Annotated in this window: 11 protein-coding genes; 7 read left to right on the top strand and 4 right to left on the bottom strand. The window is 71.0% G+C overall.

Going from position 1 to position 16054, the window contains the following annotated elements; genetic code table 11:
- Positions 1-515 (bottom strand): plastocyanin/azurin family copper-binding protein (locus ACFVDM_RS14720; protein ID WP_383639147.1); only part of this gene is annotated, 515 nt, incomplete at its 3' end.
- 862 nt (positions 516-1377) lie between these two features.
- Between ACFVDM_RS14720 and ACFVDM_RS14715 the strand changes: the two genes are divergently transcribed.
- From ACFVDM_RS14715 to mmpA, 3 genes are all read left to right on the top strand, one after another.
- Positions 1378-2409 (top strand): multicopper oxidase domain-containing protein, encoded by a 1032-nt coding sequence (locus ACFVDM_RS14715; RefSeq protein WP_383638309.1) that lies wholly within the window; start codon positions 1378-1380, stop codon positions 2407-2409.
- An 84-nt stretch (positions 2410-2493) separates the two neighbouring features.
- Entirely contained in the window at positions 2494-6531 is a 4038-nt protein-coding gene (locus ACFVDM_RS14710) for a ThuA domain-containing protein (RefSeq protein WP_383638306.1), read from the top strand.
- Between the two features lie 159 nt (positions 6532-6690).
- Positions 6691-6834 (top strand): morphogenic membrane protein MmpA, encoded by a 144-nt coding sequence (mmpA, locus tag ACFVDM_RS14705; protein WP_383638304.1) that lies wholly within the window; start codon positions 6691-6693, stop codon positions 6832-6834.
- 18 nt (positions 6835-6852) lie between these two features.
- Here mmpA and ACFVDM_RS14700 read toward each other — a convergent pair whose 3' ends face one another.
- Positions 6853-8043: a saccharopine dehydrogenase family protein gene (locus ACFVDM_RS14700; protein WP_383638301.1), complete on the bottom strand. Its 1191-nt coding sequence runs from the start codon at positions 8041-8043 to the stop codon at positions 6853-6855.
- Between the two features lie 304 nt (positions 8044-8347).
- Here ACFVDM_RS14700 and ACFVDM_RS14695 point away from each other — a divergent pair, with 304 nt between their 5' ends.
- From ACFVDM_RS14695 to ACFVDM_RS14680, 4 genes are read left to right on the top strand one after another with little or no spacing between them, the layout of a single operon-like run.
- Entirely contained in the window at positions 8348-9508 is a 1161-nt protein-coding gene (locus tag ACFVDM_RS14695) for a CaiB/BaiF CoA transferase family protein (RefSeq protein ID WP_383638298.1), read from the top strand.
- Positions 9508-10650, top strand: a complete 1143-nt coding sequence (locus ACFVDM_RS14690; protein WP_383638295.1) for an acyl-CoA dehydrogenase family protein — start codon at positions 9508-9510, stop codon at positions 10648-10650. The genes ACFVDM_RS14695 and ACFVDM_RS14690 overlap by 1 nt, the downstream gene beginning before the upstream one ends.
- Before the next feature lie 39 nt (positions 10651-10689).
- Positions 10690-11904, top strand: a complete 1215-nt coding sequence (locus tag ACFVDM_RS14685; RefSeq protein ID WP_383638292.1) for an acetyl-CoA C-acetyltransferase — start codon at positions 10690-10692, stop codon at positions 11902-11904.
- A gap of 31 nt (positions 11905-11935) precedes the next feature.
- On the top strand, positions 11936-14107 hold the full coding sequence (locus ACFVDM_RS14680; protein WP_383638289.1) for a 3-hydroxyacyl-CoA dehydrogenase NAD-binding domain-containing protein: 2172 nt from the start codon (positions 11936-11938) through the stop codon (positions 14105-14107).
- Between the two features lie 60 nt (positions 14108-14167).
- Here ACFVDM_RS14680 and ACFVDM_RS14675 read toward each other — a convergent pair whose 3' ends face one another.
- On the bottom strand, positions 14168-14899 hold the full coding sequence (locus ACFVDM_RS14675; protein WP_383638286.1) for a MerR family transcriptional regulator: 732 nt from the start codon (positions 14897-14899) through the stop codon (positions 14168-14170).
- Positions 14900-15001: 102 nt separating this feature from the next.
- Complete coding sequence (locus ACFVDM_RS14670; protein ID WP_383638283.1) at positions 15002-16039, bottom strand: Lrp/AsnC family transcriptional regulator; 1038 nt, start codon at positions 16037-16039, stop codon at positions 15002-15004.
- Positions 16040-16054 lie beyond the last annotated feature (15 nt).

The raw sequence follows: 16054 nt of genomic DNA, 5'->3' as shown, positions 1-16054 counted from the left end.
TCGAGGGTGTATTCGATGCCTGCGACGCCTGATTCGGTGTCTGTGGCGGTGAGGGTGACGGTGGCGGTGTCGATGTATTCGCCGGCGTCGTTCTTCGTCCCGGCGACGGTCGCGTTGGTGTCCGGGGCCGTCGTGTCCTCGCCCGGCGCGGCGGTGACCACCAGCTCGCCGACCATCATCTGGTGGCCCGGCATCGCGCAGAAGTAGCGGTAGGTGCCAGGGGTGAGGGTCACCTCGACCGAGTGCCTGCCGCCCTCCGCGTCGAAGGGGCTGGCCAGGATGTTGAGGCTGACATCGTTGTTGTAGTCGCCGTTGGCCGTGTCGAACGTCAGGGTGTGCGTCAGCCCCGTCGTGTTGCCGGTGGCGGCGCTGCTCTCGAACACGATGGTCGCCTTGCCCGCGACGGCGGTGGCGGGGGCCGAGGTGTACTTCGTGTAGTCGTCGCCGGCCGTCCAGGTCAGGACCTGGTCGGCGGCGGCCGTCGCGGCCGGCGCCTTCGACGGGGCGCCGGTCATCGCCGCGTAGGCGGCCGGGGCCGCCAGGGCGAAGGCGGTGAAGACGACGGCCATCACGGCCATCAGCACCGGATGCCGGGTGAGCCGGTCACGTGGCGCGGAGCTTGAGGGGGGCGGATCCGTCTGGTCATGGAGCAGTCTTGTGGACACTGCTGCACCTCTCGGAAATGTCGCTGGTGCGGCACCGCATGGGACTCACGGCCCCGCCTGCTGGACGATCGGTCGCACGCCGGGACGAGCACGTTTCTCACGGAGCACGCCCGCGTGCCCCGGGGCGGCCGGTTCCCGGCCGGGACGGGGACGCGCATCGTGCTGCTGCCGGTCGACCGGCCCGCGCGCGGGCCACGGCCAGTCCGCCGTGACCCGCGCACGGACGGATCGACTCCCGTTCGCTGTCCCACACCGAGGCCGTCGGCGCCGTGATCCCCCGGGAGCGGGGCTCACACAGCCTCCTTCAACGTGACAACGTCGGAAGCTAGCCGCTCTTTTGACTATTCGCCAAGACCTATGACGAGAATCCAACCAACTTTGACCTGAGTCTGGAAAAACTGTCGGCGGGGCCGCTACGGTGTCCAGCGTTCCGAGGCGAATCCCCTTCATTCAGCGGATCCGGACCCGGCGGCAGCCGGCTCCTCGGACCGCGTCAGAGCTCACGTCAGGTCCTGGCCCGTCCGTCCGGCCCGCCCCCCTCGCAGTGCGGTCCGGTGCCCCGCCCACCCCGCCACCCCCGGCGGGCCCGCACGCCAGGTGCACCACGCGTACCGCCGCCGGCAGCACGGCTGTCGTCGTCGGCGGCTCACACACGACCACGAAACGACCGCGTGCGCCTTCGCGAGCCGAGCGTTTCGAGGATTGGAGAGCGATGTTCGACTCAGGCTCAGGCTCAGCTCCAGGCAACGGACGCTTCTTCTCCCGGCGCGCGTTCGCCACCGGCGCCGCCGCGGCGGCCGTCGTCCCCACGGTGCTCGGCGCCACCGCCGCCGTATCGAAGGACAAGCCGGCCGAGGGCAACGGCAACGGCAACGGAAACGGCAAGGGCACCGTACGCGAGCTGACGCTGTACATGGAGAAGCTGCCGAACGGGGAGATGGGCTACGGCCTGGAACCCGGCAAGGCCTCGATCCCCGGCCCGCTCATCGAGCTGACCGAGGGCGACACCATGAACATCGAGGTCGTCAACAACCTCGACGTCGCCGCGAGCCTCCATGTGCACGGCGTGGACTACGACGTGGCCAGCGACGGCACCAAGATGAACGACAGCGTCGTCGAACCGGGCGGCCGCCGCACCTACGTCTGGCGCACCCACGCCCCGGGCCCCAATCACGACGGCACCTGGGAGAGCGGCAGCGCCGGCTACTGGCACTACCACGACCACAACGTGGGCACCGAGCACGGAACGGGCGGCCTGAAGAAGGGGCTGTACGGTGCGGTGATCGTGCGCCGCAAGGGCGACGTCCTGCCCGACAAGCAGTTCACCGTCGTCTTCAACGACATGACGATCAATCAGAAGGCCCACCACGACACCCCCACCTTCACGGCGGTCGTCGGCGAGCGGGTGGAGTTCGTCGTCATCACGCACGGCGAGTTCTTCCACACCTTCCACGTGCACGGCCACCGCTGGGTCGACAACCGCACCGGCATCATGCAGGGCCCCAAGGACGAGACCAGGGTCATCGACACCAAGACCGTCGGACCGGGCGACTCCTTCGGCTTCCAGGTGGTCGCCGGTGCCCGCGTCGGCGCGGGCAACTGGATGTACCACTGCCACGTCCAGAGCCACGCGGACATGGGCATGGTCGGAATGTTCCGGGTGACCGAGGCCGACGGCAGCGTCCCCGGCGGCGACGGCGGCATGGGCGGCATGGGGGACATGGCCGGCATGGACCACCACTAGAGCCGTACGCACCCTCTCCATTCGCGCCCCCCGCATCCCATCCCTGAACGCTCTTCCGGTTCCGGATCGAGTCAAGGAGTAAGCATGGGCAAGAGAGACCGGTTCACATGGTCGAGGCACAGCGGAGCCCCGCCCTCCCGCGGGCGGCGCGTTCCGGGCCGGGTACGCCCCTGGCGCCGGGCGGTCGTCATGCTGTCCAGCGCCGCGCTGAGCGTCGGGCTGTCCGCGCTGCCCGCGACGCAGGCCCAGGCGCGGCCGGCCGACGGCGCGAGCGAGGCGCGGGCCGCCACCGATTCCCGGGTCAGCGTGCTCGTCTTCCACGGGCCCGCCGCCAAGCAGGACGACCCGGTGAAGAAGGCCGCCGCCGAGATCGAGAAGCTCGGCGCGGCGAACGGCTTCGAGGTCGTCGAGTCCGAGGACGCGAAGGTCTTCAACACCGCCGACCTCGCCACATACCGGGGGGTGGTGTTCCTCTCGGCCGACGGCGTGACGCTCAGCGCCGAGCAGGAGGCCGCGTTCCAGTCGTACATCAGTGACGGCGGCGGCTTCGTCGGCGTCCACGACGCGGCGCGCGCCCAGGCGGACTCCTCCTGGTTCACCGGGCTCATCGGCTCCCGCCCGGCGCTCGGCCTGCCGGACGCGGAGAAGGTCACCGAGTCCTCGGTCAACTCGGAGAACCCGCCGAACGAGACCAAGGAGAAGCTGTTCGACGGGAAGAACGACACCAAGTGGCTGGGGCGTTCGCCGACCGCCACGATCACCATGAAGCTCGACAAGCCCGTCGCCGTCGTCAACTACGCGCTGACCTCGGCCAACGACTTCACCGAGCGGGACCCCAAGGACTGGAAGCTGGAAGGGTCCGAGGACGGCAAGGACTGGACGACACTGGACACCCGCAAGGGCGAGACCTTCCCCTCGCGCTTCCAGACCCGGCAGTTCCAGTTCACCAACACCACCGCGTACCGGCACTACCGGCTGGACGTCACCGCCAACAGCGGTGACTCCCTGACCCAGCTGGCCGAACTGCGGCTCTTCAGCGCCGACCCGACGCCGCCGCAGGACTCCAAGGTGCAGAAGGCCGTCGTCGACGTGACGGACCGCCAGCACCCGGCAAACAAGGGCCTGCCCCTCAACTGGACCCGCTCCGACCAGTGGATCAACTGGGACCCGAACCCCATCGGCAAGGTCCACACGATCGCACAGGTCGAGGAGCACACCTACAAGCCCGGTCTCAGCGCCAACGGCGCCTTCCACCCGGTCTCGTGGTGCCGCGACTACGAGGGCGGCCGCTCCTTCTACACCGGCATGGGCCGTACGGAGGAGAGCTACACCGACGACGCGAAGTTCCGGAGCCATCTGCTCGGCGCCATCGAGTGGACCACCGGCATGGTGCGCGGCGACTGCCAGGCGACCATCGCGTCCAACTACACCACCGAGCGGCTGACCGCGCAGAACCAGGCCGGGCAGCTCGACCAGATCGGTGAGCCGCACGGTCTGACCATGGCCCCCGACGGCAAGGCCTTCTACATCGGCAAGGCCGCCTGCCCGTCCGGCGCGATCGTCGACTGGAACGACCCGAAGGTCGGCCTCGGCTGCGGCACCATCCACCAGTGGGACCCCAGGACCAAGAAGGTCAAACTGCTCACCACGCTCGACGTGATGGGCAACCGGGGCAGCGGCGACGAACTCGTCAAGAACGAGGAAGGCCTCATCGGCGTCACCCTGGACCCGAAGTTCGAGAAGAACGGGTGGATGTACATCTTCTGGATGCCGCACGACTCGATCGACCGGGACAAGCGGATCGGTCAGCGCACGGTCTCCCGGCTGACGTACGACTTCGCCTCCGAGTCCATCGACCAGGGCACCCGCAAGGACCTGCTGCACTGGGACACCCAGATCCACAGCTGCTGCCACGCGGGCGGTGGCATGGCCTTCGACAAGGACGGCAACCTCTACATCGGCTCCGGTGACAACAACTCCTCGGGCGGCTCCGGCGGCTACTCGGGGAACAACTGGACCGAGGACTACAAGGGCGTCTCCTTCCAGGACGCCCGCCGCACCTCCGGCAACACGAACAACCTGAACGGGAAGATCCTGCGGATCCACCCCGAGCCGGACGGCACCTACACCATCCCCAAGGGCAACCTCTTCCCGCCGGGCACGGACAAGACCCGTCCCGAGATCTACGTCATGGGCGTCCGCAACATCGCCCGGCTCGCCATCGACCCGGAGCACAACTGGCTCACCGCCGGCTGGGTCGGCCCGGACGCCGGAGCGCCCGACCCGGAGCTGGGCCCGGCCAAGTACGAGACGGCCACCGTCATCACCTCCGCGGGCAACCAGGGCTGGCCCTACTGCATGGGCAACAAGCAGCCGTACCGCGACCGCAGCAACACCGACGCCAAGCAGCTCACCGGCTGGTACGACTGCGACCACCTCAAGAACGAGTCGCCCCGCAACACCGGTCTGACGGACATCCCGCCGGCCCGCGACAACATGATCTGGTACTCCCCCCAGGGCGGCGGCCCGGTCTACCCCGAGCGCTCCGACGGCAGCGGACTCCCGTCGTACGTGGAGAGCGAGGCGACCTACACCGAGCCGTACCTCAAGGGCGGCGGCCAGGCCGTGATGTCCGGTCCGACCTACCACCGCTCCCAGGTGGACACCGGCAGCGGCGTCGCCTGGCCGGCGTACTGGGAGGACAAGTGGTTCATCGGTGACGAGTCCAACGCCAACAACCGCGTCGCGGTGACGGTGGACCCGGACCGCGTCAAGGACGCCGGCGCGCCCGCCTTCGGCGAGGACCTGCGCACCATCATCGCGCCCGGCGGTGGCGCCACCCAGCTCCAGAGCTGGATGGACGCCAAGTTCGGTCCCGACGGCGCGCTCTACATGCTCGACTACGCGGGCGGCTTCTTCAGCCTGCACCCCAACCAGAAGCTCATCCGCATCAGCTACCACGGCGGTCCCGCCACCCCGAACCCGCAGGCGGCCGGGGCGCGCGTGGTCACCCAGAGCAAGCCGAAGACCGTGGCGTTCTCCGGCACCCGCGTCGGCGGGGTGGCCTGGGAGTGGGACTTCGGCGACGGCAGCGCGCCCTCGCACGAGGCCGCCCCGACGCACACCTACGCCGACTACGGCACGTACAAGGCGAAGCTGACGGTCACCTACGCCGACGGCGAGAAGGCCACCGCGACGATCGACGCGAAGGCCGGCTGCTCCGCGCCGGACGCGCGGAAGACCGTCCGGCTGCTCGACACCGACACGGGCGTGGCCAACCACGTGGCCGGCGGCGGCTGCACCGTCAACGACCTGATCGACGACGAGGCGTCCTGGCCGAACCACGGCGCGTTCGTCAGCCACGTCAACGGTGTGGTCAACGACCTCCGCAAGGAGGACGTGCTGGACAACAAGGAGGCGTCCGCGATCGGCAGGGCCGCGGCCCAGAGCCGGATCGGCAAGATCCCCGGATACCGTCCGCTCTTCGACGGGACGGCGGGCACCCTGGCCGACTGGCGGCAGGCGGGCCCGGGGAAGTTCTCCCTCCAGCCCGACGGCACCCTGCGCACCTCCGGCGGGATGGGGATGCTCTGGTACGCGAAGAAGGCGCTGGGGGACTTCTCCGTGAGACTCCAGTTCCGTGATGTCGCGCCCGGCACCGCCAACGCCAACACCGGGGTCTTCATCAGATTCCCCGACCCGCGGACCCCGCTGGCCGACCGGCCCGAGGGCAGCTGCGGAACGGTCGGCTCGGCCCGCACCGCCCAGGAGTGGCTCGCCGTCTACTGCGGACAGGAGATCCAGATCTACGACGGAGCCACGGGCGAGGCCCAGAAGACCGGTTCGGTCTACAACTTCAAGCCCGTGGGCCTGGACAAGGCGGGGGTGACCCCGAAGGGGCAGTGGAACGACTACGAGATCCGCGCGGTCGGCCAGCACTACACGATCATCCGCAACGGTGTGGTGATCAACGAGTTCGACAACACGCCGGGCAAGGCCTCGTCCCGGGCGGGTGACCCGCCCACGGACCTGCGCCAGTTCCTCAGCGGGTACATCGGGCTGCAGAACCACAGCAACAACGACCTGGCCGAGTTCCGCAACATCAGGGTGCGGGACCTGTAGCACGGCGCCACGGTACGGAGGCGGGGGCCGCGGTCACGAGCCGCGGCCCCCGTCCGCGCGTCCCCGCCCGCCCCGTCTGCCCGCCCCCGTCACGGGACGGGCACCTCCTGAGTATCCGTACGGATGGCGCCCGGCGATCATGCTCGGCAGTCTGGACACATGAACGCACACCGCACATCCGGCCGAACCGTCCCCTCGCCGCCCGCCCCGCGCCGGGTCGCCCTCGGCGTCCTGCTCGGCGGGGCGGTGGGACTCGTCTGGGCCGGCGCCATGCTCTACACCCTGGCGTCCTGGATCCTCTGAGCCCCCGCGCCGGACGGCTCAGCGGACATCCGCCACCCGGAAGCGGATCCCCGCTCCGCGCAGCCGGTCGAGCAGCGCGTCGCCCATCGCCACCGCCGGGGTGACCTGGCCCGCGGTCTCCGGCAGATCGTCCAGCGCCAGGCACAGCGCCGACTCGGCCAGCATCTTCGCCGTCTCCCCGTAGCCCGGGTCACCGCCCGACACCTCGGTGAAGACCCGGCGCCCACCGCCCTCGCCCACGAAGCGGACCGTGAACCAGCTGCGCTCCCTGCGCTCCGCGTCCGGTCCGTCGCCCGGCTCGTAGAAGTCCATCAGGCGGTCGCGCACGGCCGGCACCTGCGCCGCACCGAGCAGCAGGCCCATGGCGAGCGTGCCGCCGAGGGCCACCGGGAGGTGCTTGACCGAGGCGTAGTGCCGGTAGCGGAAGTCGGGGCCGTACCGGGGGAGCGCACGGGCCGAGCGCTCCACGATCTGCGCGTCGATCGTCGGCAGCGGAAGCGCCCAGGTGCCGGTCTCGGCGCTGAAGCGGGGTCGGCCGAGCGGGGCGCGGACGCGGCGGGCGACCAGACGCGGCTCGTGCAGCCGCCGCTCCCGGGCGGCGCGCAGCGTCTGCGGCTGCCGGCTCATGATGCTGAGCGTGGACGCGAAGGTGCCGCCGGAGAACGCGGCGTTGGAGCGGACGAAGCCGTCGATCGTCAGCGGGACGCCCTCGGGCAGCTGCCCGACCGTGAAGTACGCGCCCAGGTCGTGCGGGACGGAGTCGAAACCGCAGGCGTGCAGGATGCGCGCCCCGGTCTCGCGGGCGCGGGTGTCGTGCTCCAGGAAGACCTCGTCGGCGAACTCCGTCTCACCGGAGAGGTCCGTGTAGTCCGTTCCGGCCTCGGCGCAGGCCGCGACCAGTTTCCTGCCGTACCAGACGTACGGGCCGACGGTCGTGGCGACCACATGGGTGGACTCGGCCAGCTCGCGCAGGGCGTCCTCGTCGTCCGCGTCCGCGTGCAGCAGCGGGAGGTCAGCGCAGCGCGGATCGGTGTCGGTCAGCCGGTTGCGCAACTGCTCCAGCTTGGCGCGGTTGCGTCCGGCGAGCGCCCAGCGGCACCCCTGGGGCGCGTGCGCCGCCAGATACTCGGCCGTCAGCTCACCCACGAAGCCGGTGGCGCCGAAGAGGACTACGTCGTAGGGGCGTTCCGCCCCGTTCTGCCTGTTCATCAGTGCCTCCGCAGGGGGCCGGCGCCAAGGTCGCACGCAGAGGGTAGCCGAGGCGGCCGTGGCGTTGGGCGCCCGGGGAGGGCTCATGGGGCAGGATCCGGCGAAAGAGGTATCCGGCGTGTTCCGAAAGGAGTGCCGTCCGCCCGGAGCGCGGGCGGGACCCCCGGACCGGGTCGTTCGGGCGTACGACGGGAGTTTCCTGGAACGACCTAAGCGCTTGCTCGCTCCGAGGGGTTGTGCGGAGCCCGGCGCGTTCTTAGCATCATCGATGTTACATCGGTTGTGTCACACCGCTGGGGGCTCGATGGCAACGACAGGGAACGGTCCGGACGGCCCGCGCGGCCCCCTGGCCGGAGTACGTGTGGTCGAGCTGGCGGGCATCGGGCCCGGCCCGTTCGCCGCGATGCTCCTGGCCGATCTGGGCGCCGACGTGGTGCGCGTCGACCGGCCCGGCGGCGCCGGGATCGGCATCGACCCGGCCAAGGACCTCACCAACCGCAACAAGCGCTCCGTCCTCGTCGACCTCAAGGACCCGGACGGCCCCGCCACCGTGCTGGACCTCGTCGCACGCGCCGACATCCTCATCGAGGGCTACCGGCCCGGAGTCGCCGAACGCCTCGGCGTGGGCCCCGACGCCTGTCTGGCCCGCAATCCCCGCCTCGTCTACGGGCGGATGACCGGCTGGGGCCAGGACGGGCCGCTCGCCGACCGCGCCGGGCACGACATCGCCTACATCGCGCTCACCGGCACCCTCTCCATGATCGGCCGGCCGGACGAGCCGCCCACCGTGCCGGCCAACCTCGTCGGCGACTACGCCGGGGGCTCCGTCTATCTCGTCGTCGGCGTCCTCGCCGCCCTCCAGCACGCCCGGACGCCCGACGGCACCGGCCAGGTCGTGGACGCGGCGATCGTGGACGGCGCCGCCCACCTCGCCATGATGATCCACGGCATGCTCGCGGCCGGCGGCTGGCAGGACCGGCGGGGCAGCAATCTGCTCGACGGCGGCTGCCCCTTCTACGGCAGCTACGAGACCTCCGACGGCGGACACATGGCCGTCGGCCCGCTGGAGCAGCGGTTCTACGAGGAGTTCGTCACCCTCCTCGGCATCGCGGGGACCGCCCCCGACCGGGGCGACCTCGCCCGCTGGGACGAACTGCGCGCCGTGGTCGCCGCCCGGTTCCGCACCCGCACCCGCGCCGAGTGGACCGAGGTCTTCGAGGGCACCGACGCCTGCGTGGCCCCCGTGCTCTCGCTGCGCGAGGCCCCGCACCACCCGCACCTCGCGGCCCGCTCCACCTTCGTCGACCACGGCGGGCTCACCCAGCCCGCGCCCGCGCCCCGCTTCTCGGCCACCCCCGCCTCGGTGCGCGGCGGCCCCGCGCTGCCGGGCGCCGACACCGAGGCCGTCGCCGCCGACTGGGCCGTGCCGGCCCTGCGGACCACCCGGAAGGACACGACCGACTGATGCAGCGGCAGATCTTCACCGAAGAGCACGAGGCGTTCCGCGCCACCGTCCGCACCTTCCTCACCAAGGAGGTCCTCCCGTACTACGAGCAGTGGGAGAAGGACGGGATCGTCGCGCGCGAGGCCTGGCTCGCCGCCGGCCGGCAGGGGCTGCTCGGCCTCGCCGTCCCCGAGGAGTACGGCGGCGGCGGGAACCCCGACTTCCGCTACAGCGCCGTCCTGGCCGAGGAGTTCACCCGGGCCGGCGCCCCCGGCCTCGCGCTCGGCCTGCACAACGACATCATCGGCCCCTACCTCACCGGCCTCGCCACCGAGGAGCAGAAGCGGCGCTGGCTCCCCGGCTTCTGCAGCGGCGAGATCATCACCGCCATCGCCATGACCGAACCCGGCGCGGGCTCCGACCTCCAGGGCATCCGCACCACCGCCGAGGACCGGGGCGACCACTGGCTGCTCAACGGCTCCAAGACCTTCATCTCCAACGGCATCCTCGCCGACCTCGTGATCGTCGTCGCGAAGACCACTCCGGAGGGCGGCGCCAAGGGCCTCTCGCTGATCGTCGTCGAACGCGGCGCCGAGGGCTTCGAGCGCGGCCGCAACCTCGACAAGATCGGCCAGAAGTCCCAGGACACCGCCGAGCTCTTCTTCCACGACGTCCGCGTCCCCAAGGAGAACCTGCTCGGCGAACGCGACGGCGCCTTCATCCACCTGATGACCAACCTCGCCCAGGAGCGGATGGGCATAGCCGTCGCCGGCATCGCCGCCGCCGAACACCTCCTGGAGATCACCACCGCGTACGTCAAGGAGCGCGAGGCCTTCGGGCGACCGCTCTCCAAGCTCCAGCACATCCGCTTCGAGATCGCCGAGATGGCCACCGAGTGCGCCGTCACCCGGGCCTTCCTCGACCGCTGCATCGTCGACCACTCCGACGGGACGCTCGACGCCGTCCACGCCTCCATGGCGAAGTGGTGGGCCACCGAACTGCAGAAGCGCGTCGCCGACCGCTGCCTCCAACTCCACGGCGGCTACGGCTACATGGCGGAGTACCCCGTGGCCAGGGCGTTTACCGACGGCCGCATCCAGACCATCTACGGCGGCACGACCGAGATCATGAAGGAGATCATCGGCCGCTCGCTGCTCGCCTGACCCACCCTCTTCGCACCACACCCCCGAAAGGCTGCTGACTTGAGCACCGAAGCGTACGTCTACGACGCGATCCGCACTCCGCGCGGCCGCGGCAAGGCCAACGGGGCCCTGCACGGCACCAAGCCGATCGACCTCGTCGTCGGCCTGATCCACGAGCTGCGCGGCCGTTTCCCCGGCCTCGACCCGGCGGCCGTCGACGACATCGTGCTCGGTGTCGTCAGCCCGCTGGGAGACCAGGGCTCCGACATCGCCCGGATCGCCGCCATCGCGGCCGGACTCCCGGACACCGTCGCGGGCGTCCAGGAGAACCGCTTCTGTGCCTCGGGCCTGGAAGCCGTCAACCTGGCCGCCGCCAAGGTCCGTTCGGGCTGGGAGGACCTGGTCCTCGCGGGCGGCGTGGAGTCGATGTCCCGGGTGCCGATGGGCTCCGACGGCGGGGCCTGGGCCATGGACCCGATGACCAACTACGAGACCGGCTTCGCCCCGCAGGGCGTCGGCGCCGACCTCATCGCCACCATCGAGGGCTTCTCGCGCCGCGACGTCGACGAGTACGCCGCGCTCTCCCAGGAGCGGGCCGCCGAGGCGTGGAAGGAGAACCGCTTCGCGCGTTCCGTCGTCCCCGTCAAGGACCGCAACGGCCTCGTCGTCCTCGACCACGACGAGCACATGCGCCCCGGCACCACCGCCGACTCCCTCGCCGCCCTCAAGCCGTCCTTCGCCGCCGTCGGCGAGATGGGCGGCTTCGACGCGGTGGCGCTCCAGAAGTACCACTGGGTCGAGAAGATCGACCACGTCCACCACGCGGGCAACTCCTCCGGCATCGTGGACGGCGCCGCCCTCGTCGCCATCGGCAACAAGGAGACCGGCGAGCGCTACGGGCTCACCCCGCGCGCCCGGATCGTCTCCGCCGCCGTCTCCGGCTCCGAGCCCACCATCATGCTCACCGGCCCCGCCCCCGCCACCCGCAAGGCCCTCGCCAAGGCCGGGCTGACCATCGACGACATCGACCTCGTCGAGATCAACGAGGCCTTCGCCGGTGTCGTGCTGCGCTTCGCCCGGGACATGGGCCTGCCCCTCGACAGGATCAACGTCAACGGCGGCGCCATCGCGCTCGGCCACCCGCTGGGCGCCACCGGCGCGATGATCCTCGGCACCCTCATCGACGAACTGGAGCGCCGCGACCAGCGCTACGGCCTCGCCACCCTCTGCGTGGGCGGCGGCATGGGCATCGCCACCGTCGTCGAGCGTCTCTGACCGTCCCCCTTCCTACGGAGAAGACACACCCATGACCGAGAGCACGACCATCCGCTGGGAACAGGACGAGACCGGCGTCGTCACCCTCGTACTGGACGATCCCGATCAGTCCGCCAACACCATGAACCAGGCCTTCAAGGACTCCATCGCGGCGATCGCCGACCGCGCCGAGGCCGAGAAGGACTCCATCCGCGGCATCATCTACACCTCCGCGAAGAAGACCTTCTTCGCCGGCGGCGACCTCAAGGACATGATCCGGATCGGTCCTTCGAGCGCGCAGCTCGCGTTCGACACCGGCACCGCCATCAAGAACTCGCTGCGCCGCATCGAGACCCTGGGCAAGCCGGTCGTCGCCGCCATCAACGGCGCGGCCCTCGGCGGCGGTTACGAGATCGCCCTGGCCGCCCACCACCGCATCGCCCTCGACACCCCCGGCTCCCGCATCGGCCTGCCCGAGGTCACCCTCGGACTGCTCCCCGCGGGCGGCGGCGTCACCCGCACCGTACGCCTCATGGGCATCGCCGACGCGCTGCTCAAGGTCCTCCTCCAGGGCACCCAGTACACCCCGCGGCGCGCCCTGGAGAACGGTCTGGTCCACGAGGTGGCCGCCACACCGGAGGAGATGCTGGCCAAGGCCCGCGCCTTCATCGACGAGCACCCCGAGTCCCGGCAGCCCTGGGACGTCAAGGGCTACCGGATCCCCGGCGGCACCCCGTCGAACCCGAAGTTCGCCGCGAACCTCCCGGCGTTCCCGTCCAACCTGAAGAAGCAGCTCAACGGCGCCCCGATGCCCGCCCCGCGCAACATCCTCGCGGCGGCCGTCGAGGGCTCCCAGGTCGACTTCGAGACCGCGCTGACCATCGAGGCCCGGTACTTCACCGAGCTGGTCACCGGCCAGGTCGCCAAGAACATGATCCAGGCCTTCTTCTTCGACCTCCAGGCCGTCAACTCCGGCGCCAGCCGCCCCAAGGGCATCGAGGAGCGCCCGGTCCGCAAGGTCGCCGTCCTCGGCGCCGGGATGATGGGCGCCGGCATCGCTTACTCCTGCGCCAGGGCCGGGATCGAGGTCGTCCTCAAGGACGTCTCCACGGAGGCCGCCGCCAAGGGCAAGGCGTACAGCGAGAAGCTGCTCGACAAGGCGCTGTCCCGGGGCCGGACCACCGAGGCGAAGCGCGACGAACTCCTGGCCCGCATCACCCTGACCGGTGACGTGGCCGACCTCGCGGGCTGCGACGCCGTCATCGAGGCCGTCTTCGAGGACACCGCCCTCAAGCACAAGGTCTTCCAGGAGATCCAGGACGTCGTCGAGCCGGACGCGCTGCTCTGCTCCAACACCTCGACCCTCCCGATCACCGTCCTCGCCGAGGGCGTCGAACGCTCCGCCGACTTCATCGGGCTGCACTTCTTCTCGCCGGTCGACAAGATGCCGCTCGTCGAGATCATCAAGGGCGAGAAGACCGGCGCCGCGGCGCTGGCCCGCGCCTTCGACCTGGTCCGCCGGATCAAGAAGACCCCGATCGTCGTCAACGACTCGCGCGGCTTCTTCACCTCGCGCGTCATCGGGCAGTTCATCAACGAGGGCGTCGCCATGGTCGGCGAGGGCGTCGAGCCCGCCTCCGTCGAGCAGGCCGCCGCCCAGGCCGGCTACCCGGCGAAGGTGCTCTCCCTCATGGACGAGCTGACCCTCACCCTGCCCCGCAAGATCCGCAACGAGACCCGCAAGGCCGTCGAGGAGGCGGGCGGCACCTGGCCGGGCCACCCGGCGGACGCGGTCATCGACCGGATGGTCGACGAGTTCGGCCGCCCCGGCCGCAGCGGCGGCGCGGGCTTCTACGAGTACGACGAGAGCGGGAAGCGCACCCGCCTCTGGCCCGGTCTGCGCGAGCACTTCACCCGGCCGGGGACGGACATCCCGTTCCTCGACATGCAGGAGCGGATGCTCTTCTCCGAGGCCCTGGACAGCGTCCGCTGCCTGGAGGAGGACGTCCTGATCACCGTCGCCGACGCCAACATCGGCTCCATCATGGGCATCGGCTTCCCGCCGTGGACCGGCGGCGTGCTCCAGTACATCAACGGCTACGAGGGCGGGCTGCCCGGCTTCGTCGCCCGCGCCCGGGAACTCGCCGAGCGCTACGGCGACCGCTTCCTGCCGCCCGCGCTGCTCGTGGAGAAGGCCGAGAAGGGCGAGACCTTCCACGACTGACGCCACCACGACGGGCCGCCTTCCCCGCGCCGTGCGGGGAGGCGGCCCGTCGTCGTGCCGTCACTCGGCCGCGAAGGCGGCCCGCAGCTCCTCCTTGAAGGAGCGCTGGAACGCGGTCACCAGGGCCTGCAGCACGATCGGCTGCATGTGCCCGGACAGCGACCGCATCGCCTTCACATGCTCCGGATCCGACTCCCGCTCCCGGTACGGGTTCCACACCTCGTCCCGGAACAGCCGCGACAGCTCGTGCGCGACCGAGCGGGTGTGCTCCAGCAGCACGGTCCGGGCCGCGAGGATCGTCTCGTGCGCGATCGGCACGTCCAGCAGCTCGACACCCAGCCGCAGCAGCCCCGGGTCCAGCCGGTACACCCCGTCCGCCGGATCGGACCGCTCCAGCACCCCCATCGCGGCCAGCCGGTCGATGTCCCCGCGGTCCAGCGGCCGTCCCGCGCGACGCTCCAGATCGGCCCGGGTGGCGTCCTCCGCCGAGTCCGGTGCCCACGACGCCACCAGGGCCCGGTGGATCGCCAGATCATGGGCGCTCAGATCGGGCGGCAGCTGCTCCAGATAACGTTCGATCGCGGCGAGCGTCATCCCCTGGTGCTGGAGCTCCTCGATGAGCGCCAGCCGGGACAGATGCGCCTGCCCGTAGTGCCCCACCCGGCGCGGCCCGATGACGGGCGGCGGCAGCAGCCCCCGGGTGCTGTAGAAACGCACCGTGCGCACGGTCACCCCGGCACGGGCCGCCAGCTCGTCGACGGTGAGCGTGGGCTCCTCGGCTCCGGTCGCCATATCTGCTCCTCGGGTCTCGGTGCAACAGTATTGCTGTCTCACCAAAGATGTGAAAGACCGTGGACCTCGTCCCCGGCCTTCGTCCCGGGCGGGCGGGGGCGTTCAGGGACCGATGGACCGGACGTCGATCGGGACGGTGCCCGTGCGGTAGCCGTGCTCGTCCAGGAGATGGCCGCCGATCTTCGTGTGCCACAGGACGATGGCCCGGTCCGCGATGGTCAGGGCGGGCAGCCGCTCGGTGAGCCGGACCTCGAAGCGCGGAACGTCGTCCAGCGAGCGGACCCAGGCGATGATCTTGAGGTTGTGCCGGCCGATCAGCCCGGCGCACAGCCGCACCTCGCGGGCACCCCGCACCTGCTCGGCGACGGACAGCAGATCGCCGGGCGGGGTGTGGGCCCACAGGATCACCGACACCGGCCACTCGGAGAGCGGGCGCGCCACCTCGCAGCGGATCTGCGCCATGCCCGAGGCCAGCAGCCGGTTGAGGCGGCGGCGCGCGGTGTCGGGGCTGGTGCCGCACTGCTCGGCGAGGGCGCGGTGACCCGCCCGGCCGTCCTCGGAGAGCGCCGCGAGCAGTGAGTGGTCGAGGTCGGTGAGGGTGTACGCGGGCACGTTCGCGTGCGGCGGGCCCGGATCGGCGAGCCGGGCGATCTGCGTACGGTCCAGGCTGCGCAGCCGCCACCGGCTGCCCTCGGAGTAGAGGGTGCTGGCCAGATGGGTGCGGGTGGCGACGATCCCGGGCAGCGAGCCCAGGCGGTGCGTCACCCAGCGGGTCAGCGCCGTCAGATGCGGGGCGATGACGGTGAGCAGCAGATCGCGGCCGCCGCTGACGTGCTCCACGGCCACGATGTGCCGTTCGGCCGCCAGCGTCCGGGCGACCTCGTCGAGACGTCCGTTGGCGCAGTCGACCTCGACGAAGGCGAGGCAGCCCTGCCCGGACGCGGCGGCGGCGGGCGCCGGATGGCAGCCGACCCAGGCGGCCCCGGCCTCGGTCAGCCGGGCCCAGCGGCGGGCCACCGTCACGGGATCGGCGCCCAGCACGGCACCGAGCCGGGTCCAGTCGGCGCGGGGCGCGATCTGCAGGGCGTGCACCAGGGCCTGGTCCAGGGCGTCGAGCATCGGTCTGCCGTTTTCCTGCACCAGCGTTCTCCCTCT

The organism is Streptomyces sp. NPDC057682 (assembly GCF_042799575.1).
Lineage (GTDB): Bacteria > Actinomycetota > Actinomycetes > Streptomycetales > Streptomycetaceae > Streptomyces.
The sequence above is the reverse complement of the archived record's forward strand: the minus strand, read 5'-3'. Positions and strand labels throughout refer to the sequence as shown.

Coding starts and splice junctions, on each gene's coding strand:
- ACFVDM_RS14715 (WP_383638309.1), top strand. CDS start 1,378: ATGTTCGACTCAGGCTCAGGCTCAGCTCCAGGCAACGGACGCTTCTTC.
- ACFVDM_RS14710 (WP_383638306.1), top strand. CDS start 2,494: ATGGGCAAGAGAGACCGGTTCACATGGTCGAGGCACAGCGGAGCCCCG.
- mmpA (WP_383638304.1), top strand. CDS start 6,691: ATGAACGCACACCGCACATCCGGCCGAACCGTCCCCTCGCCGCCCGCC.
- ACFVDM_RS14700 (WP_383638301.1), bottom strand. CDS start 8,043: ATGAACAGGCAGAACGGGGCGGAACGCCCCTACGACGTAGTCCTCTTC.
- ACFVDM_RS14695 (WP_383638298.1), top strand. CDS start 8,348: ATGGCAACGACAGGGAACGGTCCGGACGGCCCGCGCGGCCCCCTGGCC.
- ACFVDM_RS14690 (WP_383638295.1), top strand. CDS start 9,508: ATGCAGCGGCAGATCTTCACCGAAGAGCACGAGGCGTTCCGCGCCACC.
- ACFVDM_RS14680 (WP_383638289.1), top strand. CDS start 11,936: ATGACCGAGAGCACGACCATCCGCTGGGAACAGGACGAGACCGGCGTC.
- ACFVDM_RS14675 (WP_383638286.1), bottom strand. CDS start 14,899: ATGGCGACCGGAGCCGAGGAGCCCACGCTCACCGTCGACGAGCTGGCG.